Source organism: Arthrobacter sp. TRD_SC_6 (assembly GCF_055361185.1).
Window position 1 is genome coordinate 1,772,865 of the sequence record NZ_CM143953.1, and the last position, 19,219, is coordinate 1,792,083.

19 protein-coding genes are annotated in these 19,219 nt (G+C 64.0%); 9 read left to right on the plus strand and 10 right to left on the minus strand.

Annotated features, from left to right (window positions below; genetic code table 11):
* Positions 1-27: 27 nt before the first annotated feature.
* On the minus strand, positions 28-435 hold the full coding sequence (locus ACWA1U_RS08610; RefSeq protein WP_463724911.1) for a hypothetical protein: 408 nt from the start codon (positions 433-435) through the stop codon (positions 28-30).
* Positions 436-605: 170 nt separating this feature from the next.
* On the opposite strand from ACWA1U_RS08610, the gene ACWA1U_RS08615 reads away from it, so the two are divergent.
* From ACWA1U_RS08615 to ACWA1U_RS08630, 4 genes are all read left to right on the plus strand, one after another.
* Complete coding sequence (locus ACWA1U_RS08615; protein WP_463724912.1) at positions 606-1,280, plus strand: ABC transporter permease; 675 nt, start codon at positions 606-608, stop codon at positions 1,278-1,280.
* The gene (locus ACWA1U_RS08620) at positions 1,273-2,541 is read left to right on the plus strand and encodes an ATP-binding cassette domain-containing protein (protein ID WP_463724913.1); all 1,269 of its coding nucleotides are present in this window, start codon (positions 1,273-1,275) and stop codon (positions 2,539-2,541) included. Before ACWA1U_RS08615 ends, ACWA1U_RS08620 begins: the two co-directional genes overlap by 8 nt.
* A gap of 85 nt (positions 2,542-2,626) precedes the next feature.
* A complete protein-coding gene (locus ACWA1U_RS08625) occupies positions 2,627-3,328 on the plus strand; it encodes an ABC transporter permease (RefSeq protein WP_463724981.1) in 702 nt (233 codons plus the stop codon).
* Positions 3,329-4,360: a glycine betaine ABC transporter substrate-binding protein gene (locus ACWA1U_RS08630; protein ID WP_463724914.1), complete on the plus strand. Its 1,032-nt coding sequence runs from the start codon at positions 3,329-3,331 to the stop codon at positions 4,358-4,360. It abuts the gene before it with no gap.
* Between the two features lie 31 nt (positions 4,361-4,391).
* Here ACWA1U_RS08630 and ACWA1U_RS08635 read toward each other — a convergent pair whose 3' ends face one another.
* From ACWA1U_RS08635 to ACWA1U_RS08645, 3 genes are read right to left on the minus strand one after another with little or no spacing between them, the layout of a single operon-like run.
* Entirely contained in the window at positions 4,392-5,126 is a 735-nt protein-coding gene (locus ACWA1U_RS08635; protein WP_463724915.1) for a M50 family metallopeptidase, read from the minus strand.
* Between the two features lie 59 nt (positions 5,127-5,185).
* Positions 5,186-6,880, minus strand: a complete 1,695-nt coding sequence (locus ACWA1U_RS08640) for an amidohydrolase (RefSeq protein ID WP_463724916.1) — start codon at positions 6,878-6,880, stop codon at positions 5,186-5,188.
* Positions 6,880-8,313 (minus strand): APC family permease, encoded by a 1,434-nt coding sequence (locus tag ACWA1U_RS08645; RefSeq protein WP_463724917.1) that lies wholly within the window; start codon positions 8,311-8,313, stop codon positions 6,880-6,882. Before ACWA1U_RS08645 ends, ACWA1U_RS08640 begins: the two co-directional genes overlap by 1 nt.
* A 98-nt stretch (positions 8,314-8,411) precedes the next feature.
* Between ACWA1U_RS08645 and ACWA1U_RS08650 the strand changes: the two genes are divergently transcribed.
* Together ACWA1U_RS08650 and ACWA1U_RS08655 are read left to right on the plus strand one after the other, a co-directional pair.
* Positions 8,412-9,005 (plus strand): TetR/AcrR family transcriptional regulator, encoded by a 594-nt coding sequence (locus ACWA1U_RS08650; RefSeq protein WP_463724918.1) that lies wholly within the window; start codon positions 8,412-8,414, stop codon positions 9,003-9,005.
* Between the two features lie 194 nt (positions 9,006-9,199).
* Positions 9,200-10,111, plus strand: a complete 912-nt coding sequence (locus ACWA1U_RS08655) for a phosphodiesterase (protein WP_463724982.1) — start codon at positions 9,200-9,202, stop codon at positions 10,109-10,111.
* Here the strand turns inward: ACWA1U_RS08655 and ACWA1U_RS08660 are convergent, their stop codons facing one another.
* From ACWA1U_RS08660 to ACWA1U_RS08675, 4 genes are all read right to left on the minus strand, one after another.
* Positions 10,112-11,719 (minus strand): stealth family protein, encoded by a 1,608-nt coding sequence (locus tag ACWA1U_RS08660; protein WP_463724919.1) that lies wholly within the window; start codon positions 11,717-11,719, stop codon positions 10,112-10,114.
* A gap of 116 nt (positions 11,720-11,835) precedes the next feature.
* Positions 11,836-12,687 carry an MSMEG_6728 family protein gene (locus ACWA1U_RS08665; RefSeq protein ID WP_463721812.1) on the minus strand — a complete coding sequence of 284 codons (852 nt, stop codon included), beginning with the start codon at positions 12,685-12,687 and terminating at the stop codon, positions 11,836-11,838.
* Positions 12,688-12,719: 32 nt separating this feature from the next.
* Positions 12,720-13,883, minus strand: coding sequence for a glycosyltransferase family 4 protein (locus ACWA1U_RS08670; protein ID WP_463721813.1), 1,164 nt, complete (start codon positions 13,881-13,883; stop codon positions 12,720-12,722).
* 68 nt (positions 13,884-13,951) lie between these two features.
* Complete coding sequence (locus ACWA1U_RS08675; RefSeq protein WP_463721814.1) at positions 13,952-14,581, minus strand: DUF1684 domain-containing protein; 630 nt, start codon at positions 14,579-14,581, stop codon at positions 13,952-13,954.
* A gap of 40 nt (positions 14,582-14,621) precedes the next feature.
* On the opposite strand from ACWA1U_RS08675, the gene ACWA1U_RS08680 reads away from it, so the two are divergent.
* Both ACWA1U_RS08680 and ACWA1U_RS08685 read left to right on the plus strand, forming a co-directional pair.
* A complete protein-coding gene (locus ACWA1U_RS08680) occupies positions 14,622-15,374 on the plus strand; it encodes a TSUP family transporter (RefSeq protein WP_463721815.1) in 753 nt (250 codons plus the stop codon).
* Positions 15,375-15,429: 55 nt separating this feature from the next.
* Positions 15,430-16,689 carry a cell division protein PerM gene (locus ACWA1U_RS08685; protein ID WP_463721816.1) on the plus strand — a complete coding sequence of 420 codons (1,260 nt, stop codon included), beginning with the start codon at positions 15,430-15,432 and terminating at the stop codon, positions 16,687-16,689.
* 9 nt (positions 16,690-16,698) lie between these two features.
* Here the strand turns inward: ACWA1U_RS08685 and ACWA1U_RS08690 are convergent, their stop codons facing one another.
* Positions 16,699-17,106, minus strand: a complete 408-nt coding sequence (locus ACWA1U_RS08690) for a hypothetical protein (RefSeq protein WP_463721817.1) — start codon at positions 17,104-17,106, stop codon at positions 16,699-16,701.
* A gap of 62 nt (positions 17,107-17,168) precedes the next feature.
* Here ACWA1U_RS08690 and purN point away from each other — a divergent pair, with 62 nt between their 5' ends.
* Positions 17,169-17,738 carry a phosphoribosylglycinamide formyltransferase gene (gene purN / locus ACWA1U_RS08695; protein WP_463721818.1) on the plus strand — a complete coding sequence of 190 codons (570 nt, stop codon included), beginning with the start codon at positions 17,169-17,171 and terminating at the stop codon, positions 17,736-17,738.
* A gap of 5 nt (positions 17,739-17,743) precedes the next feature.
* On the opposite strand, the gene ACWA1U_RS08700 is transcribed toward purN, so the two are convergent.
* Positions 17,744-19,093 carry an MFS transporter gene (locus tag ACWA1U_RS08700; protein ID WP_463721819.1) on the minus strand — a complete coding sequence of 450 codons (1,350 nt, stop codon included), beginning with the start codon at positions 19,091-19,093 and terminating at the stop codon, positions 17,744-17,746.
* Positions 19,094-19,219: the final 126 nt, after the last annotated feature.

The following is a 19,219-nucleotide window of genomic DNA, read 5'->3' on the forward strand; positions in this document are numbered from 1 at the left end:
GCGGGCCTCAATCGCCGCCGATGCGATTCAGCTCCGCCGCTTCCCTCCAATAATCAGCGACAGTGCGATCCCCAGCATCCAGACGTCCTTCGCCACAGGAGTGCCCTGCTGCGAAGGGCGCACGCCGTCCCCCTCTGTCATTTCGGGAGTGCTGAAGTACATAGCGAGCATGCCACCTGAGAAAGCGGCGAGCCCCAGTCCAGCCAACCGGCTGGGAACTATGGGAAGGAGCAGCGCTGCTCCCAGCCCGGTCTCCACGGCCGAAATGATCTTGCCAAATTTCTCGGGCTCCAGTTGCTTCGCCTGCGGAAACGCGGAGGCCGCCATCCCCTGCAGGTAGCTGGCTGTGTCACGGTCAAGGTTCCGTTTGCCCAGGCCCGAATTGAGAATGAAGGCACCTGTGCTGAGGCGAAGCGGGATATGGCTGGCAATCATCGGAAGTCCTCCTGAAGGGTCGGGAAATCTGCTCCGAGCCTACGTTGCAGCCTGCGCAGCCGCCAGTGTCAGCCCATTCAAAAGTGACCTGTCCGTGACCAACACGAGACGCTTCCTTGACCTCTGTGTGCCTATGGTGGTTGTTGGTTTCCTGAGGAAACCACGGACGAATGATACGTAACCACTGTGAAGAAGGTCTTGATGTGTTGGAGTTTGTAGGAGACAGGTTTAACCAAATCCTGTTCTCGGGCTGGCAACACTTGAGCCTGGTGGTGCAGTGCCTTCTCCTCGCTACGGTCCTCTCCGTGGTGATCGCGGCCCTGGTATACCGCAGCGGTGCGTTGACCTCCCTTGCCAACAGCGTCTCAGCGGTGGGCCTGACCATCCCCTCGTTCGCGCTCATCGGGTTGCTGATTGCGCCCTTCGGCTTCGGGGTGACTCCCGCCGTCATTGTCGTCACGTTCTTCGCTGCGCTGCCCATCCTGCGTAACGCCGTCGTCGGGTTGACCGGGATCGAGAAGAGCGTGGTCGAGTCCGCACGTGGCATCGGTATGAGCCGGTTCCGCACGCTCGTCCAGGTCGAACTTCCCATGGCGTGGCCCATCATCCTGACCGGCATCCGGGTTTCCGCCCAGATGGTGATGGGTATTGCCGCTATCACTGCATATGCCCTTGGCCCAGGGCTCGGCGGGTTCATCTTCTCCGGCCTGTCCCGCCTTGGTGGCGCCAACTCGCTCGAATCGGTGGTCACCGGCGTCGTCGCCGTCATTGTCCTTGCCCTCCTCCCAGACCTGCTCCTAGTCGGCCTCGGCCGCATCACAACCCCGCGAGGTATCCGTGTCTGAGACTGCCCAAAAGCCCGAAAACCACACCGGAAGTACAGTCACTGGAGCCAGCATCCTGCTGGACAAGGTGACCAAGCGTTATCCGGGCCAGGCGAAACCCGCCGTGGATGGCCTCACCATGGAGATTCCTGCCGGGAAGATCGTGATGCTCGTAGGGCCTTCAGGCTGCGGCAAGACGACAACACTGAAGATGATCAACCGGCTCATCGAACCGACAGAGGGCCGGATTGTCCTGGACGACGACGACGTCACAGAGATCGACGGCGACGCTCTCCGCCGCCGCATCGGGTACGTCATCCAGGCTGGGGGACTGTTCCCGCACATGACTGTCGCCACCAACATCGGAATCGTGCCGAAGATGCTCGGCTGGAGCAAGGAGAAGATCGCTGCGCGCGTTGACGAGCTCCTTGAACTGGTCTCACTCGACCCCGAAACCTACCGCGACCGCTACCCGAAGGAGCTCTCCGGTGGCCAGCAGCAGCGGGTCGGAGTGGCCCGTGCGCTTGCCGCCGATCCTCCGGTGCTCCTCATGGACGAACCGTTCGGTGCAGTCGACCCGATCACCCGGCAGCGCCTTCAGGACGAGCTGATCAATATCCAGAGCGAGCTGCAGAAGACCATAGTCTGCGTTACCCACGACTTCGACGAAGCAGTGAAGCTGGGTGACTGGATTGCCATCTTCACCGATGGTGCTCACCTGGTTCAGTACGACACCCCCGAACGCATCCTCGCTGACCCGGCGAACGAATTCGTGGAAAACTTCATCGGCTCGGGAGCGGGCCTGAAGCAACTCACGCTTACGCGTGTGAACGAGGTGGAACTCGCTGACGCTGTGGTCGCTGAGATTGGCGACCTCGGCACGGACGTGCTGTCCCGCCTCGACGAAGCAGGCCACGACCACGCCGTGGTTGTTGATTCACGGCAGCGCCCCATCCAGTGGCTCACCCGCCGCCAGCTCTCCCGGCTGGAGCGGGTGAACGATGAGGTCGATGCGAAACTCCCGGTGGTCGGCGACCGCGCCACGCTGAACGATGCCCTGGACACCATGCTGGTCTCAAGTGCCGGCGCTGCCCTGGTGACCGGGCGGCGGGATACGTTCCTGGGCGTCATCGACGTCGAGACCGTCATGGACGCCATCACCAGGGCGCACAAGCATGCAATGACGGCGCACTCGGACGGGCGTCCGGTAGGCATCAATACCGGCACGCTCCAGGCAGTGCAGGCACCTTCGTCACCAGCGGAGGAGCAGCACGGTGAGTGACTCGATCATCGCGCCGCAGGGCCCCTCGTACAAGGAAATAGCGAAGGTCCGGTCCAAGGTGAAGCGTCCCTCCTGGCAGCCGCTCATCCTGCAGCTCGTGGGCATCCTGGTCACCTTCGCAGCGCTGGTGGCCTGGTTGCTGACCGCGGACCTGTCCGAGACCGAACTTACGACGCTGGCTCCTGACGCGCTCCTCGGGTATACCAGGGAGCACTTGGCACTGACCGCCGTGTCCGCGGTGATTGTCCTCATCATCGCCATTCCGCTGGGCATCCTGCTCACCCGTCCGGCGCTTCGCCGGTTCACCGGCCCGGTGCTCGCGGTCGCGAACATCGGCCAGGCGGCGCCTGCCATTGGACTGGTTGTGCTCCTGGCCATCGCCATCGGGTTCGGATTCACCCCTGCAGTGATTGCGCTCGTTCTTTATGCCATCCTGCCCGTCCTGCGGAACACCATGGTCGGGATCGCGCAGGTGGATTCACGCCTGGTTGAAGCCGGCCGCGGAATGGGCATGAGTGCCCTGGCCGTCCTGTTCAGGGTGGAGCTCCCGCTCGCAGTGCCGGTGATGCTTGCCGGCATCCGGACTGCCCTCGTGCTGCTGGTGGGCAGTGCTTCACTCGCCGCGTTCATCAATGGCGGCGGGATGGGCATCCTGATCATCACCGGAGTGAACCTCAGCCTCAACAACGTGCTGATCGCCGGGTCGATCCTGGTGGCGCTGCTCGCTTTGCTTGTCGACTGGTTCGGGCGCGTCGTGGAACACGTTGCCCGCCCGAAGGGACTCTAGATGTTTTTCACTACCTCCGGCTCAATGTCCGGTGCCGCCCGCCGCAGCGTTAGCGCCGCCGTCGTTCTTTCGGCAGGTTTGCTGGCCACCGGCTGTGGTCTGCAGCCAGCCACGTCCTACGTCCCTGCCGCGGGGCCGGGCAGTATCACCGAGGTGGTTGACGGGGCGCCGCTGACGGTGACGTCGAAGAATTTCACCGAGCAGCTTATTCTCGGGAAGATCGCCGTGTTGGCGGCCCAGGCTGCCGGGTTCGAGGTCACCGACCTGACCAACGTCCCGGGCAGCCAGCCGGTGCGTGAGCTGATTCTCTCCGGCCAGGCGGATATGACCTGGGAGTACACGGGCACCGCGTGGCTGACGTACCTCGGCAAGGACGCCGGTATCCCGGACCAGCAGGAGCAGTGGCAGGCTGTGTATGAGGCTGACCTGAGCAATGGATTGACCTGGGGCGAACCTGCGCCGCTGAACAACACCTACGCGATGGCAGTCCGCAGCGAAGCTGTCGAGGAACTTGGCGGCATCAGCACCATCTCGGAGATCGCGGAGTTGCCGGTGGATGAACGGACATTCTGCGTGGAGGCAGAGTTCAACTCACGCCCCGACGGATTGAACCCTATGCTTTCGCATTACGACATGGAGCGCGGCGCTCCCACCGGCGTACCGGACGGAAACATCGGCATCTACGACACGGGTGCCGTGTACTCCGCCACCGACAACGGCGACTGCAACTTCGGCGAAGTGTTCTCCACCGACGGCAGGATCGACGCCCTGGACCTCACCATCCTCGAGGACGACCGCACGTTCTTCCCCGCCTACAACGCCGCGCCGGTGTACTTCACGCGGACCCTGGAGGAGAGTCCGGAACTCGCTGAGGTGTTCGGGCAGATTGCCCCGGCGCTCACTGATGAGGCGCTGCGGACCATGAACCTGCGCGTGGACGTCGAGGGTGAGGAGCCCGCGGACGTTGCCTTCGACTTCATGGTGGAGCAGGGCTTCATCACGGAGCCGGAGCCTGTGCTCGGCGAGGGGTAGTCTCAGCGGTTGACAGGCAGGGACAGGTGAATCAGGGCACGACGGCGGCGAACACCGTGCAGGCGGCCCACACCACTGACGCCGCGATAAGGAGGGCGAACAGAGCGAGCCAGGCCACCGCGGGAATGCGTGTCGAGCGGTGGAGAAGGTGGGCGTCGGACTGCCCGCGGTCCCGCCGTCGTCGTGCGTGGACCGAAGCCACTTTCACGAGGTCCTGGACAGCGCCCACCAGGAGGGCTATCCCCAGCGCAACCACGGCGTGGCCGGTGAAGTCCGCAGGCACCCACACCACCAGCACGGTGGACACAACGACAGCGCCCAGCAGGATCACCACCCCGCCCGCGTTCCGAATGAAAAGAAGCGACGCAAGCAGGATCATTGCCCCGACGGACAGGGCCGCCGGCGCCCAGCCCGCGAACCCAGCCCACACCAGGACGGCTCCGACGACGGCGGGAACCGGGTAGCCCCAAAAAGTTGCCCACGCGGTGCGCCAGCCGGGGCGGCCGAACGACGTCGTTAATCCGGAATGGTCGAAATTGAGCCTGATTCCGGTGACGCGGCGGCCGGTCATCAGGGCGGCGAACACGTGCCCGAGCTCATGGACCACAGTGCTGAACAGACCGAAATATCGCCACGTAGCCCGGGGAATGGAGAGGGCGGCAGCAACGAGCAGAATGGCCGCGACCTCGATCAGGCTGAGCTCAGGCGGCTGGCTTCGGGTGAACCCGTCGACGATCCTGTTCCACCACTGCGCTATCAAATCCACTGTCGGATGCTACGTCACCCTGCTGGGTGAACCGTCAACGCTTCAGACGGGAAGAAGCATCAGCCGTGGGAAGCGTGCCCGCAGGTGGATAACGACGGCGGTGCGGCCCGCTGCGTTGCCGCCGCGGCCACGGGCGGAGCATCCGTGAGCTCATGCAGTGCATCATGCGCCACCTCGCCGCCAACTATCGTGAGATCCGCCCGCTCTGCCAACAGGGCACTTGGCTCCAATGCGTACAGGTTGGTGGACCAGACTGCCAGATCCGCCTGGGCCCCGACTCGGATGATGCCGAGGGAATCCTCCGCATGCCATGCCCAGGCACCCCCTTGGGTGTACGCCCGCAGCGAGGAGTCAAGATCAAGCCGCTCCTTCGGCGTCCAGGAGGCACCGCCGTCAAGCCCGGCCCGCGTCATGGCACTGTACAGGCCCACGAGTGGGTCCATCTCACCCACCTGCCAGTCGCTTGAGAAGGCCAGGTGGGCACCTGTTTCGGCGAGGGACTTGAAACGCCAAGCCCTGTCCCACCTCTCCTCGCCCACGTTATCCATCCACGTACCAGCCACCAGGTCCGGTGAGCAGTGGCGCGGTTGCATTGCCGGAACCACTCCGAGTTCCTGGAACCGTGGCAAATCATCGGGGTGGACACACTCAACGTGCACAATCCCGTGGCGCCGGTCCACAGTCCGATTGACCCGCTGTGAATGCTCAATAGAGTCGAGGGCAAGGCGAACACCCCAGTCACCCGTCGCGTGCGTATGGGTCTGGAAACCGAGGCGGTCAAGTTCGGTGAGCATCGCGGTAAATTCGTTGGGCGGAAGACTGGGCTTGCCGCGGTGCCCAGGCTGGTTTGCATAGTCGGCCAGCATTGCTGCGGTGTGCGGCTCGATCACGTCGTCGGCATAGAGTTTTACGGGTCCCAGCCGGAGCATTGGGTCAAGGGGTGCACTGTCGACCGCCTCGCGGAGATCCCGACGGAAGGCCGCGTCTGCGTCGACTGGGTGAAACAGTGCTGCAATGACTCTCGAATGCAAGCGTCCTTCTCTCCTGGCGCGGTACATCAGGTCGAGTTCAGCGAGCGGGACCTGAGGCTCCACAACGGTAGTGATCCCGAAGGCCGCTGCCATTTCAAGGCTTGCGGTGACGCGGCGGTACCTTCTCTCAGCGGAATACAGGGGTATGTCCCGCTGCAGCCCAACAAGCCCGGATTGGGTCATCGCGCGGGTGTAGAAGTCGGTGATCCAGCCGGTGGGCCGCCCTTCGTCGTCGTACTCGGGGTTGCCCCAGTGAATCCGCGCGCCGCTGCCGATTCCCAGGAGACGGATGGCGGCGTCGTTCAGCCAGACTGAATGCTGGTCATAGGTGGTGATGAAGATGGGACGGTCGGTCAGCCCGCGCAAATCGTCCGCACTGGGACGGCGGCCCTGCACCACTGAATAGACGGCGTTCTCTGCGCAGATCCACCCCAGGTCCGGACGGGCATCCGCGTGGTTGGCGATGCGTCGGCGCACCTCATCGAGTGAATCTGCGCCCTCGAGGCTGACGGCGTCCGGATCGAATCCCAGCAGGAGATGGTTATGGCTATCGATGATTCCCGGCGTGGCCAGGCGCCCGTGCAGGTCTACCCGTCGCCGTGCGGATGGTGCATCGGCATCGTTCCCGATCCAACTGATGCGCCCGCCGGTGATGCCGACTGCCTGGGCCCACCCGGTGTCGAATGTCCGAACGGCGCCGTTGTAGAGGAGGAGATCATGCATCAGCGCGCCTCCTCTTCAACGACGGCATTCAACAGCAGCAGGTGGGTATCACGGCGCGGCAACAGGTAGAGGAAGTAGTAGATGAACCCGGAGGCTACAAAGCCGACGGAGATACCGAGGCTGAGCCATTGGGCAGGGTCGAGGAAGGAGATCACGAAAATCATGCCCAACGCGGCGATGCACACGAGCGGAGGTAGCGGCCACCACGGCATTCTGTAACCCGGACGCCCGCGGTAGCGGCGGCGGTGGTTGATTGCGGCGACCGCGATGAACAGGTAGCTGAAGGACAGGGTTGACCCGGTAGCGGTCAACAGGACGTCCAACGGAACGAAACAGGCGAGAAAGGCGATGACACCCATCACGGAAGTCGCGACGACGGGAGTCTGACCTTTTGGACTGACCCAACGCAGGTGCCCCGCAATCGGTTCGGGAAGCGCTCGGTCGCGTGCCGCGGAATAGAGGAGCCTGCCCGATTGGAGTGCGATGGCGATGATTGCGTTGACGATGGCGAAGGCAACTGCAAGCAACACGAACAGCGTCACGGCGCTGCCCGCTCGTTCGGCGAGGAACGCTTCGACGGGGAGCTCGGATCCGAACAATGCCTTCTGCGATGTGGTTCCGAGCAGAATGGCTGTGAGCGGAATCAGTTCGGAGGCAACAGTGATTCCAGCGCTCCACAACACCGCCTTGGCGACGGCCCGGGACGCGTTCTTCGTTTCCTCGGCGAAGTAGACCGCGCCGCCGTACCCGTTGTAGGAGAAGATCCCCTGAGTTACGGCGATCATCAATCCTGCGATTGCCAGGGGTGCAAGCCCTCCCGTGGCAGGGTCCAGTGTTTCCGGAACAAACAGGGTGGTAACCGACCGCTCGATGTTGATCAGCCCCAGCACCGCGAGCAGGACCAGAGCGGCCATCTCGATGAACAGGAACACCCCCGTGAGCCACGCGTTGGCTCGGATGTTGAAACAGGCCGTGACAGTACACAGCACGACGACGGCCAGCGCAGTCTGCTGCGGGGAGAGGCCAGCGATTGCGACTCCAAGGTAGTCGGCGACGCCCAGGGCAAAGACGGCGATGATCAGCGGAAGGGACACCAGGCTGATGCAGAAGGTGGCCACGCCGAACGCGGGCCCGAGGGCGCGGGACACGAGGGCATAGTCACCTCCAGCCACGGGATAGGCGGAAGCCAGTTCCGCGTAGCAGAACGCGATGAGGATGCTCACCACTCCTGCGATCAGGAAGCCCCAGAACACACCAGTGCCGAAAGCAGTCAGGGCGGCGCCGCCGAGAATGAAAACGCTCGACGCGGGAGAAATGGACGAAAGGGTGATGAGCACGTTGCCACCGACGCCGAGGGTCCGGGACAGGGAAGGTGGGTAGGACTCTTGAGGGGCTGCCGAGGTGGAATCGACGGCGTGAGGGAGCTTCTTCATTGAATTCCAATCGATTGCGCATGCACTCCAATAGTTATTTGTCACTAGCGTCAAATAACTATTGGAGTGTGGCAGGTCACTTCGGCTAGTGTCAAGGAGTGGCGAGACCGAATACCCAGAAGCAGCGTCGAACGGAACTCGTCGAAGCGGCCCTGGAGGCAGCATCGGCGCAGGGGCTAAGGACCCTGTCCCTTTCTGATGTCGCAAAAAAAGCGGGGCTGACCCGCGGTGCCCTGCTCTACTACTTTGATGACCTTGATGCACTACTTGTAGAGGCCCACAGGGCCGGCACCGAACGTTTCTGTGATCACCGCGATGACCTGATCTCCGAGCAGGCCGCCGCGGCAGCGAAGCTTCGGGTAGCCATCGGCGCGGGCCTCCCAAGCGGACCCGATGATGCCCTGATGCGGTTGCTCTACGAGTTCGACTTCATGGCAGGAACCTCAGAGCTACACGACTCGCTCGTGCAGAAGATGTATCTGCGTCAGCGAGACACCTACCAGCGGATCTTCGAGGAAGGTCACGCAACCGGTGAGTTCGCGATCACCAGCGACATCACGCAGGCGGCAATGAACATGGTCGCCCTGGAGGACGCATACGGGCTGCACATTGTGGCGGGCAACAGTCTGGTCACGGTTGAGCTGGCGCGCGATGCCATGTTGGCCTTCGCCTCGCAGATTGGCTGCGCATAGCGGTGTTTTTCATCAATCGAATGAACCAAGGGCAAACCTCAAACCGGTCCGCCACGAATCCCTGATAGCAAGGCGATGAAGTAGTTGAAGTATTAACAGACTCGCCGTGTGACGTTCATCTGGAGGCAGGAATGCCTCTGCTTTGATGAGGGTTAATTGAAGTGAAAGCTATTCGAGCTATCGAGAAGGCGATCATGAATCTCCGGACGGCCGAGCACTCCCGGCCGCAGCATTTCATTCTGCACATGAGCGACACCCATCTGGTGGGTGGGCTTGAACCGCTCTACGGGGCAGTGGACAGCGAGGCGAAACTCCGGCAGATCTTCACCGAGCTTGATGCCTCCGGCTGCCGGCCCGAAGCAATTGTTTTCACCGGCGACCTCGCCGACAAAGGCGAAGCCGAAGCGTACGCAAAGCTCCGCGCGATCGTCGAACCTGCTGCCAGCAAGCTTGGCGCGGAAGTCATCTGGGCCATGGGCAACCACGATGACCGCGCTACCTTCCGCAGGGAACTCCTCGACCAGCCGGCTGACACAGCTCCGGTGGACCGCAGCTACATGATCAACGGACTGCGCATCATCACGCTTGATTCCACCGTCCCGGGGCACCACCACGGGGAGATCAGCCACGAGCAGCTCGTCTGGCTGGCCAATGAACTTCTCACCCCGGCGCCCTACGGAACCATTCTCGCCCTGCACCATCCGCCGGTGCCGTGTGTCCAGGACCTCTCGGTCCTCGTGGAGCTGCGGGACCAGAGGCGGCTGGCCGACGTCGTCCGCGGCAGCGATGTCCGTACAATCCTCGCGGGCCACCTCCATTACTCGACGAGCGCGCTCTTCGCGGGTATTCCCGTGTCCGTCGCCTCCGCGACCTGCTACACGCAGGACCTGGCGTACGACGACGGCGGCACCCGCGGCCGCGACGGCGCCCAAGCATACAACCTGGTCCACGTTTACGAGGACACCGTGGTTCACTCGGTGGTGCCGATCGGCACCCACAACGCGGTTGGCGAGACAGTCCCGCGCGAGGAGACCCGCCGCAGGCTGGAGGCCGCCGGTGTGCGGATCAGGGAAGCAGCCGCAGCCCGCGAGCTGAGCGGGGTCTAGCTACTTCTCCCAGGGAGCCTTGACCGGGAAGTATTTCTCCAGGAAGTCCGTGACGGCCTTCGCGCGCTCCTCGGCCGGCACCTCCGGGAAACTGCCATCGTTCAGGCAGAACAGATCCGCGTTCCGCTTGTCCAGCAGCTTGTGCAGCTTCCGCAGGCCCGAGCGCATGGTGGTGTCGATGTACTTCACCTGCGCTGACTCCTGGGTCACTGCGCGGCCGGTGAGCAGGGCGTAGTAGTGGTACAGCGAGTTGGTGACCGAAATGTTGTCCTTCGCCCGGAAGGTGGAGGCTGCGGTCGCCTTAAACTCTCCGGCGAACTCCTCCTCCATCTCGAAGAGCACGCTCTTGCGCAGCGGCGCGGCCGTGTGCTCGAGGTGACGGGTGGTGATGCGGCCGAAGCGCTCGTGGAGCAGGCGCCGGTTGACGCGGGCAGCGTTTTCGTAGCCGCTGCGCTCGGCGTCGTTCTCTCCGAGGCCGATTCGGGTGTCGGCCTGGATGAACTTGGTGATGCCGCCGGGGGAGAAGAACATGTCCGGGCCTACCGGGCGGCCGAAGAACATGTCGTCGTTGGAATAGAGGAAATACTCTGACAGGCCGGGAATGTGTTGCAGTTGGGCTTCCACTGCCTGCGAGTTATGGGTCGGCAGGACTGACGGATCCCTGAAGTGCTCCTCCGACCGCATGAGTGTCACCGAGGGGTGTTCAGCCAGCCATTCAGGGCGGTCGGAATCCGTTGCGATGAAAATTCGGCGGATCCAAGGGGCGAACATGTACACGGAGCGCAGCGCGTACTTGAGTTCGTCGATCTGGCGGAAACGGGCTTCGTGGTCATCGCCCTCACCTACGACTGCGTCCTTCATCCGCGCAGCGCGCGCGGCGAGGTACTCGGGGGAGCTGCCGTCCACCCACGAGAACACCAGGTCGATCTCGAAATCGATGTCCGTTGCGTGGTCCGCGAACATATTGTCGATGGTGGGCCACACCAGGCCGTGCCGCGTGACTGATCCGCGCACCACCTCGCTGGAGGGAAGGGTACGGCGGGTCAGGGAGTTCTCCATCGGCAATTCGATGTGCTTCTCATCCAGGGACCATAATTCAATCTGCACACCCGCTGATGGGCCGAACGTCAACCCGCCGATCGGTTCGATGCGCGGGCGGAACAGCCGGAAAATGCGTGCCTTCTCGCTCTGCGAAATAGCGCCGTCTGCGACCAGCAGGGTGGTGCGCCGCTTGGTGTCCACGGTGCGCGAGTAGAACGGTTCATCCCGGCAGGCCTCCACCAGGGCTGCCCGCAGCCGCTCACGGTACGCGAGGTCGACGGCGACTACCGGGCGTTCGTCGTTGCCACGAACCAACAGGTACTCAATGCCGGCGCGCTCGAGGGCATCACGGATGAACAGGAGGTCTTCCACCATGGCCTGATGCGGCGTTGTATCCGTGTTGATCAGGGCGAACCGGCGTTTGACGGTGGTGATGTCGTCGCGCTCGTTCAGTCTGGCAACGGCGGCGCTGGACGCGGACTCGAGCAGCTCGGTGTCGTTCTCCACTTCGGGTGCGCCGAAGTACACATCATGCTGGGCGGCGATATCGGTAATGGGATCCTCCATCGGGAAGTCGAGTCGAAACAGTCAGGAACGTGCGCAGGTTCAGCGACGGGACTCAGCGCCCGTTTCGGGCAGGTCCTTCGTGGCTGCTGCTCCAATGATAATCCCGCCCGCCAAACTCACTGGGGTTGTGTCGCTGGCGCCTCGATAGCGTAGAAGCGGCGGGGGTCCTGGAGCAGTGCCGGGTGATCGAGTTCGGTGCGCCGTAGCCAGCCGGAGAAGGTGATGGGCCGGCGCGCAGCGGGGGTGCCGGCGTCGTCGTCGTGCTGGGGTGTGTCCAGCGACAGCGCACCCAAGGTGCCCACGTGCACCCGGTTTCCACCCTCGACGACGACGCCGGCAGTGTCCCCTTCGCAGGCCAGCTCAGTGAACGACGAGTACTGGCGCGTCCACTTTGGAACGGCCCGTCCTGCGGGCGGGCGGCCGGGCAGGTGGAGGGTGCCGCCGTCGTCGTTTCCGTCAGCATCGACGGGACCGTGCCAGATCCAGAGCCGCTCACCGACGGGTTCCACGGGGATGAGCTCCATCTCGGGCTCAGGCCAGGAGTAGGGCAGGTCCTCCGCGGTTCCGGGAAAGCGGTCGCGGTAGAGCTCGGGGGCCTTCTGGATGAGGTTGGACTGGTGGCTGAGGTGAACTTCCGGCCGTCCCAGCCAGGGCGGCATAGCAGGCTCTGGGCCGGTGCCCGCCTCGAACGCCGCCGCGGAATCGGGTGCAAACTCGCTCATCAGCGCCGCTGTGCTGTCGGCGTGGCCGCGTGAGACCCATTCCCGCACCATGGTGAGCCCGTACACCGTGAGCGCGGGGAGGTAGCCCATCCACATGCGGGTGGCCGGGTGCGACCGCCATCCATAGTCAGGCAATACGAGGGCGCGAAGGATCTGAAGCGTCTCGACCCGCTGCTTGCCAAGCCGGGCCTGGTCCAGCACGGCGGCGCTCGCAGCGAAGTCCGGGTAGGGCAGGAAGGTCTGCATGCGGCCAGTGTGCCACATGCTAAGCCTGCTTTCTATCGAACGGCCGTCAAGCCCCTCCCGCGTGCCGGCAGCTGACTGTTCAGCTCCACGGCTTCGGCGTAGTGGGACACCAACTGCTCGCACAACACAGGCCAGGTGCGCCCCTGCACGGCGGAGTAGGCTGCGCGCCCAAAGGCCCGCCGCTTGATGTCATCGCCAAGCAGGTCCATCACGCCGGCATGGAGCTGGCTGAGATCACCGGGTGCGTAGAGCCACCCCGTCCGGGAGGAATCGACGAGGTCCAAGGGCCCGCCCCTGCCCACCGCCACCACCGGAACACCCGATGCCATCGCCTCCTGGATGGTCTGGCAGAACGTTTCCGATTCGCCCGGATGCACGAAAAGATCGAACGAGGCCATGAGTTTTGCCAGATCGTCACCGGTCTGGAACCCCGCGAAGTGCGCACCGGGCAGCTTCTGCTTCAGTGACTCCTTGGCCGGACCCGATCCGACAATCACCAGGCGCGTCCCTGGGATCGCATCCAGCCCCGCGAGGTCCTCGACCTGCTTCTCCGCGGCGAGGCGGCCGACATACCCGATGATTCTGGAACCAATCGGGGCAACGGACCGCCGCCAGTCGCCGTCGCGCTTGGCCGGGGTGAAGCGGGTGGTATCGACACCCCGCCGCCACAGCCGTAACCGGGGAATCCCACGCGAGCCGAGCTGGTCCAACGCGAACGACGACGGCGCCAACGTCAGCGTGGATGCCCGGTGAATGTTCTCAACCCGCTGCCAGAGCACGTTCTCCAGCCAGGGCACACCGTAGCGCGAGGCATAAGCGGGGATCTCGGTCTGGTAGATGGACACGGTAGGCAGGCCCAGCTGGTTCGCCGCCTGGACAGCCCGCCAGCCGAGGACGAACGGGGAGGCGATGTGCACAAGATCCGGCGCAAAGTCGGCAAGGATGCGGCGCACCCGTGACACGGTTCCCGCCGCCAACCGGACCGTCGGGTAGCCCTTCAAAGGCACGGACGGCAGGACGTGCACCGGGTACCCCTCGACGCTCTGCGGCGCTTCGTCGTCGAGCCAGGACGACGACGGCGCTATCACCAGGGCCTCATCCCCCCGGCTGCGGAGGTGGGTGAGCACCTTCAGCAGGGAATGGGTGACCCCGTTCATGTGTGGCAGGAATGATTCAGCGACCACTGCGACTCTCACAGCTTCAACCCTGTCAGGACAGTCTGTGCTCCCGGCGAGCAGGAGGAGAACCCGCGATGAACTCTCGATCAGTAGGCGGTGTACAGCTCGCCGACCGGCAGTGCTGCCTCGAGGCGGTTGTCCAACCCGGGCAGGGGGCAGGCCCAGGCCTCGTCGTAGGCGCAGGAAGGGTTGTAGGCGAAGTTCAGGTCGACGATCAGCCGTCCCTCCCGGATTCCGAGGTGCGAACCCTTGATGGTGTCGAGCACATACCTGCCGCCGCCGTAGGACCCGTCCGGCGAACCGGAGGTGGCATCGCGAAGCGGCAGGAACAACCCGCCGCCGTAGGACTTGAGCTTCCACAGCGCAAGCCGTCCGACGCCGTCGAGCGCTACCGTTCCCACCCGCTCGAAGGGCACGACGCCGTCGGTCCCGGTGGGTACCTCCATCACCTGGCCGGCGCCGTCGTCGTCGACCATTGCTTCGAACCGGTAGTCGGCGTCGTAGGGCGCCATCGCGAGGCCGGTGAAGTTAGCGCGCGCCTCCGGTGAAAGTGGCGACGCCGGGTGGCTGGCGAAGAGCCGGTCGCGTTCGGTGCGCCAATGGGCATGGGCGAGGGCCGGCGCTCCGCCCGCTGCAGCTTCCCTGACCTGCTGGTAGAGCGCGAACACGCTCTGCCGCCAGTCAGCTGTATCCAGGGCCGTGGCTGCGAAGTTCATGGTGCCAGACTAACCGTTGCCTCGGCGTACTGTACCTAGGGTGACCTTCGCGCTGTTCCTCCTCGTCCTCGGGCTCATCCTGGTGGGTGCCGTGGCCCAGCGGATCGCAGGACTGGGGTTCGCGCTGCTCGTCTCGCCGTTCCTGGTCCTGATTCTGGGACCGCACGAAGGGGTTCTGCTGATCAACATCTGCGGCGTGGCATCGTCAGCGCTCATCGTTCCGAGGGTGTGGCGGGACATCGACTGGAACATGTTCTGGTGGCTCGCCACACCGGCTGTTGTCGGCTCGGTCGTGGGATCCATTGCTGCCGCAGCCGTACCCAGCGCGCCCCTGGCCGTGACCGTAGGCGCCGTCGTCCTCGTCGCGTTGACCGCCTCGCTGGTGCTGCAGCGTTCCGCCGTTGTCGTGAGTGGGAACCCGCCCAAGGCTGTGGCAGGGCTCACCGCCGGGCTGACAAACGCGATGGCTGGAGTCGGTGGACCCGCGGTGAGTGCCTACGCGCTGCTGGCCCGCTGGCCGCAACGCCCGTTCGCCGCAACTCTGCAGCCTTTCTTCACGGTGATCGGATCGGTGACCATCGCCATCAAGCTGTTGATCGATCCCTCAAAGGTTCCACCGCTGGACACGTGGATGTGGGTGGCCATCCCTGTGACGATCATCATGGGAATCTTCGCGGGGGAGAAGCTGGCACGGTTCATCCGGGACCGCCACGCCCGGTTCGCCGTGATTGTGATTGCCTTTTTCGGCGCGGCCGCTGCGTTCGTCAACGGACTGATTGAGCTCATCGGTTAGGTCCACGCCGAGTCGTTGAGGAGTTGCCGCGCCCGCCGGTGGCACCATGGAAGAGATGAAACTCCCCACCAAACTCCGCGCATTACCAATGCCCCTGTGGCTGCAGGGCGCCTTCGAACTGGGGCAGGCCGCGGTGATTTCCGCGCTGATCATCATCGTTCCGTTGGCCGGTGTCTGGCTGACCGGAGGGTTCGGAGACCGGGCCATTCCGGACACACTCCGGCTCGGCGCGCAGGCATGGTTGGTGGTGCACGGTGTGCCCGTGGGGATTTCCCTGCCCGACGGCGGTTCCGGCACCTTGTGGGCCTTGCCGCTGGGACTCACGCTGATCCCCTTCCTTCTTGCCTGGCGGGCGGGGCGCCGTCTAGCCCGTGCGTCCTATACGGATCAGCTGTGGCAGGCGCTGGTGGGCGCGCTCTTGGTGTACGCGGCGTTCGGTTTAGGCGCCGCCTACCTTGCCGGCGACGGCACCGTAATTCCCGCAACACTAGCCGCCGGTGCTACCGTGCCACTCATCACTGCGTGCATCGGCATAATAATCGGCGCCTACCGGGAGGCCGGTTCGTGGGGCCGGTTGATCGGCGTTGACGCAGCCGCGTGGATCGCAAATACCAGCCAGCATTCGCGCTGGGCTGGGTCCTACGTGTGGTCAGCGGTCCGGGCAACGTTCCTCGCGGTGGTTTCCGCGCTGGGTCTCGCGGCTGCACTCCTTGCCGTGACGCTCGCGATTCATTGGGCCAGTATCGCCGCAGTATACGAACGGGTCGACGCCGGTATTGTAGGCGGCACCGCCCTCACCCTCGGACAACTGGGGTTCCTCCCGAACCTGGTGATGTGGGCTCTGGCCTGGTCCTCCGGCGCTGGTTTTGCGCTCGGGACAGGGAGCTCGATCACCCCGCTGGCCACCACCGCGGGGCCCCTTCCCGCGATCCCCATTCTCGGTGCGGTACCGTCCGGAACGCTCGAATACGGACTGGCGGCGCTCGCGCTCCCCGTTGTGGCCGGAGTGCTGGCGGGCTGGTGGTTCTTCCGCGAGGGTGAGAACCACTTCGACGAATGGCTCCAGTTGAAGATAGAGGCAAGATGGTTCACCGCCATGACATCGACCCTCACGCTCGGACTGTTCATCGGCGCGATGGCTGGCCTTGCCACGGCGTTGCTGGTGTTCGTTTCGCAGGCGTCGGTGGGAGTCGGCCGGTTCGTCGAGCTCGGGCCTGACCCGGCATGGACGGGACTGCGGATCGCAGGGGAAGTGGCCGTCGGCGTCGTCGTCGGTTATGCGGCCGGGCCCCTTGTCGAGCGGGACCCCCGCTGATCGCTGCCGTTACTGGTTGAACAAGCCGTTGAGGTTCCTCAGCCCGTCTTCGCATTCCTGCTGGGCCTGTGAGGTGAGCGCGGTGCGCATGCAGTCCTCAAACTCGGCTGTGACGGGCCACAGCAGAACGGCCGCGCCCACGCCGAGCGTGAGGAACAGCGTTGCAACCAGGCCTACCGTCGTCGTAATGCGGAGCAGGGCCGGCGCTTTTTGCCTCACGAGCCCCACCAGTGCTATCACTCCAACAGTCAGCGAAGCCAGCCCAAAGAGCAGGCCGATAACTTTCCACGGCAGCGGGAAATTCGAAGCGATCAGCGTCCCGATGAGCAGCAGCAGGAAGTAGCGGAGCAGGGTGCGCGTCGTAGCGGTCTCTCGTTCCGACGTCGTCGGCGGTGCAGAGGGCGCTGGTTTCTTCATGGTTTAACCCTAGGGCAGTTTTATTGCCGGTCTGCCTGGCCTCGGACAGTACTGTTGTCCGCATGCGTATTGTCGTTCTCGTTTCGGGTACCGGGTCCAACCTCCAGGCCGTCATTGACGCGTCTCAAAGCGGTGACCTTCCGGTGGAGATCGCGGCGGTCGGGGCGGACAGGCCTGACACCTATGGCGTCGAGCGGGCAGATGCGGCGGGAATTCCAACCTTCGTGGTGGACTTCAAAGCCCACCCAAACCGTGCCGACTGGAACGCCGAACTCACGGCCCGGACGGCGGAGTTCAACCCGGATTACGTCGTTTCCTCAGGCTTCATGCGCATTGTGGACCAGCAGTTCCTGGATCAGTTTCCCAACCGCTACCTGAACACCCACCCGGCCCTGCTGCCGAGCTTCCCGGGAGCCCATGGTGTGCGGGATGCCTTGGCTTACGGAGTGAAAATCACAGGTTGCACGGTCATGATCGCTGACGCAGGCATCGACACCGGCCCCATCCTTGCGCAGGCAGCGGTCCCGGTTCTTGAAGAGGACACCGAAGAAGCCCTCCACGAACGCATCAAGATGCAGGAGCGACTGCTGCTGATCGAGACGCTCCGCGAGCTCGGGCGTAACGCCCGCTGACTTCCCTACAAGGCGGCGCCGCGCGTTTCCGGTGCCTGGAAAGCCATCCAGAGTACGGCCAACAGAACCAGCACTCCTGTTGCGGCGAACGTCAGGGGCAGGCCCAGGTAGGGCCAGAGCAGCGAGCCGAAGATCAGCGGGACCAGGCCTGCGCCCACGCGGGACACCGTAGAGGCCCAGCCGAATCCGGAACCACGCAGCTCCGTCGGGTACAGCTCCGACACATAGGTGTACAGAACCGGAATGGCCACCTGGATAGAGAACCCAAATGCGAGCAGCCAGAACGTCGCGACGCCCGGCAGATCGACACTGAGCGCGAACACCACCAGCACGACGGCGGACAGCGGGCCTGATACCGCAAGGATCCACTTCCTGCCTACCCTCTCTACAAGCAGTGCAGCTGCGACGACCCCGAGGAATCCGATGCCGGTCATGCCCGCGGTGGTCAGGAACGCGACTGATTGCTTGTAACCGGCAGCGATGAGGATCTGCGGCATCCAGGTGAGCGCACCGTAGTAGACCAGCAGGATGCTCAGGAACAATCCCCATGCGGCAAGGGTCACCCGCCAGTTGAAGCGCCACAGCGCCGTGAACTGGCCGGTGAGCCCACCAAGAGTTAGGCGCGGATCGTCAGCCTTTTCAGGCAGCCGCCACTGCTTCACCGTTGCTCCGGTGCTACTGACCAGCTGATCGATGACCGCCTTTGCCTCCGCAGTGCGCCCACGTTGGACCAGGTAGAGCGGGGACTCCGGAACTGACCGGCGAACCCAGAACACCAGGAGGGCGGGAAGCACCATGACCAGCATGATGTAGCGCCAGTCCCCGAAGGCTGCAATGAGCAGCGCAGACACAACACCGCACAGTGCTGCTCCGATGGGCCACCACGCATCCATGGCCGTCAGTACGCGCCCGCGGTGTTTGCGCGGCGTGAATTCTCCCACCAGGGCGTAGTCAACTGGAATGCAGCCGCCCAGCCCGAATCCCGCGAAGAAACGGAAGACGCAGAACCACACCAGGTCGCCGGAGAAAGCGCCGAGGACGGTGAAGAGGGAGAAGATCAGCAGGGTGGCGGTGAACGCCTTCTTCCGGCCGATGATGTCCGCGATCGACCCCCATGCGAAGGCACCGAAGGCCATCCCGATCAGGTTGGACGTACCTACCCAGGCAGCTTGGCCCGGCGTCAGGTCCCAATCTTCCGAGAGCAGCGGAATCAGATATCCGTTGAGCGTGACGTCCCAGGCATCGAACATGAAACCAAGGCCGCCGATGAGGAAGATGCGCCCCTGCACACGCCAGCGCCAGGGGAGGTCCTGGACCACCTGGTCACCGGTGGGAAGTTCAGTATGTGTGCTCATACGGTTCCTTAGCTGCTGACGTCTGGAACACCATACCGCCGGGTGCAGACAGTTCCTGCCGTGTCACGGATCTTCCCTGGCTGAGGGTGCGTCGTCGTCGTGTTTTAGACTGGGATGGATCCCACT

Coding starts and splice junctions, on each gene's coding strand:
- ACWA1U_RS08655 (WP_463724982.1), top strand. CDS start 9,200: ATGAATCTCCGGACGGCCGAGCACTCCCGGCCGCAGCATTTCATTCTG.
- ACWA1U_RS08675 (WP_463721814.1), bottom strand. CDS start 14,581: ATGAACTTCGCAGCCACGGCCCTGGATACAGCTGACTGGCGGCAGAGC.
- ACWA1U_RS08665 (WP_463721812.1), bottom strand. CDS start 12,687: ATGCAGACCTTCCTGCCCTACCCGGACTTCGCTGCGAGCGCCGCCGTG.
- ACWA1U_RS08660 (WP_463724919.1), bottom strand. CDS start 11,719: ATGGAGGATCCCATTACCGATATCGCCGCCCAGCATGATGTGTACTTC.
- ACWA1U_RS08690 (WP_463721817.1), bottom strand. CDS start 17,106: ATGAAGAAACCAGCGCCCTCTGCACCGCCGACGACGTCGGAACGAGAG.
- ACWA1U_RS08630 (WP_463724914.1), top strand. CDS start 3,329: ATGTTTTTCACTACCTCCGGCTCAATGTCCGGTGCCGCCCGCCGCAGC.
- purN (WP_463721818.1), top strand. CDS start 17,169: ATGCGTATTGTCGTTCTCGTTTCGGGTACCGGGTCCAACCTCCAGGCC.
- ACWA1U_RS08640 (WP_463724916.1), bottom strand. CDS start 6,880: ATGCATGATCTCCTCCTCTACAACGGCGCCGTTCGGACATTCGACACC.
- ACWA1U_RS08615 (WP_463724912.1), top strand. CDS start 606: ATGATACGTAACCACTGTGAAGAAGGTCTTGATGTGTTGGAGTTTGTA.
- ACWA1U_RS08610 (WP_463724911.1), bottom strand. CDS start 435: ATGATTGCCAGCCATATCCCGCTTCGCCTCAGCACAGGTGCCTTCATT.
- ACWA1U_RS08645 (WP_463724917.1), bottom strand. CDS start 8,313: ATGAAGAAGCTCCCTCACGCCGTCGATTCCACCTCGGCAGCCCCTCAA.
- ACWA1U_RS08700 (WP_463721819.1), bottom strand. CDS start 19,093: ATGAGCACACATACTGAACTTCCCACCGGTGACCAGGTGGTCCAGGAC.
- ACWA1U_RS08685 (WP_463721816.1), top strand. CDS start 15,430: ATGAAACTCCCCACCAAACTCCGCGCATTACCAATGCCCCTGTGGCTG.